We start from the raw sequence: 1,772 nt of genomic DNA, 5'->3' as shown, positions 1-1,772 counted from the left end.
GCGTGCCCGTCCCCGTCCCCGTCGCTGTCCCCGGTGCCCGTCCCGGCGTCGGCCAGTCGCTGCCAGACGGCCCGCGCCTCGTCGAGAGCCGCGCCCTCGGTCTGGGGCAGGGGCCAGAACCAGAAGACCTCGTCCCCCACGCGGCGCAGCGGGTCCTCGATCCGGCGCAGCGCCTCCCGCACGTCGGCGTGGTCGGGCGCCGGGGACGGCGGCAGCCACTCCTCGCCGCGCGGCACGTCGGCACCCAGCGTCTCGGCGGCCCGCAGTTCGGTGGTGCGGCGGCGCATCGCGCGCGGGGTCGCGGTGACGGGCAGGCCGCTGACCCGGAAGGGGTTGCGGCGGTAGAGATCGCGGTCCGGCGGCTCGCCAAGCCACGGAACCACCTCGACTCCGGCCATGGGCCCCCCTCAACCTCCGTCTGCGGCACGACCGTTGACCACAGCAGTCTGCCACCGGGGCGCGGGAGCGGTCCCGGACGCATGACCGGAGGGGGGCGTCATGGGGCCAGCCTGGCGCGCACGTCGTCCGCCTCGGGCGCGCGGCGTTGCGCCAGATACAGCTCCAGCGCGTGCCGCAACACGTCGTCCGCCTCCGCCCCGAGGCCGCGCGCCTGGTGCGTTTCGGCGAGCCGGACCAGGGTGTCGGCGGCGTCGTAGGCGTCGCCCAGGACGTCGAGGTTGAGCGCGAGGGAGCGCCGGTAGTAGTCGGCCGCGCCGGTGAGGTCGCCGGTGGACTGGGCGATATAGCCGAGGCTGTCCAGGGTGGTGGCCCGGCCGTAGCCGTGCTCCGCGCCCTGGAAGAGCGCCAGGGCGCGCTCGCAGTCCCTGCGCGCCTCGTCGTAGCGGCCGAGCCTCGCCTTGTACCAGCCGACGGTGTTGAGCGCGTCGCCCTCACGGACGGGGTCGCCGCAGCCGTGGAAGAGGTCGAGCGCTCGCGTGGCGTGGTCCAGCGCCCGCACCAGGTCCCCGCGCAACTCCTGGGCGCGGGCGAGGGATTGGTGGGAGTGGCCCTCGTTGCGCGGGTCGCCGGGCTTGTCGATGAGCTCCAGGGAACGCTCCAGGTGCCGCACCGCCGCGTCGACGTCGCCCGAGCCCAGCAGGGCGTTGCCCAGACGCCGGTGGGCCAGGGCCCGCGCGGTGCGGTCGCCGAGCCGCTCGGTGCTGAGCAGCGCGGTGCGCCAGATGGTGAGATGGTCGTGCACGTGGCCGCGGCGCCACTGGTAGGTGTCGACGGCCCAGGCCAGCCGCCAGGTGGTGGCGTGCCAGCCGAGCCGCTGGGCGGCGCGCTGCGTCGCGAGCAGCCCCTCGTACTCGGCGTCGAACCACGCCAACGCCTCCTCGGCGTCCGTGAGTTCCAGGGGGGCGCAGCCCTCGGCCGGCTCCCCGGCCTCGAACGGCAGCGGGTACGGCTCCAGCAACTGGTCGGCCCGGAAGGCGGTGTGCAGGCAGAAGTCGACCAACCGCCGCAGCGCGGACTCCCGTTCACCGGCCGGCAGTTCGGCTCCGCGCTCGGCCGCGTACAGGCGGATCAGGTCGTGCATGCGGTAGCGGCCGGGGTCGGGCTCGGTGACCAGGTGGGCGCCCTGGAGGCGGCGCAGCAGCGCCCGCGCCCTGGACAGCGGCAGGCCGAGGAGCGCGGCGGCGGCGGGGAGCCCGAGGTCCGCCCCGGGGGCGAGGGCCAGCAGGCCGAACGCGCGGGCGGTCTCGGCGTCGAGGGCGCGGTGGGAGGCGGAGAAGACGGTGCGCAGGTCGGCGCTGAGGTCCCCGGTGTCC

The 1,772-nt window shown here is 76.1% G+C and carries 1 protein-coding gene and 1 pseudogene; both read right to left on the bottom strand.

Going from position 1 to position 1,772, the window contains the following annotated elements:
- Window positions 1-398: pseudogene (locus tag ADY01_RS35360) on the bottom strand (hypothetical protein); the annotation flags it as partial.
- A gap of 98 nt (window positions 399-496) precedes the next feature.
- Window positions 497-1,772, bottom strand: a 1,276-nt coding sequence (locus ADY01_RS35355) for a tetratricopeptide repeat protein (protein ID WP_049580958.1), incomplete at its 5' end; no start/stop codon positions are given.

The organism is Streptomyces sp. SBT349, assembly GCF_001083795.1.
Lineage (GTDB): Bacteria > Actinomycetota > Actinomycetes > Streptomycetales > Streptomycetaceae > Streptomyces.
The sequence above is the reverse complement of the archived record's forward strand: the minus strand, read 5'-3'. Positions and strand labels throughout refer to the sequence as shown.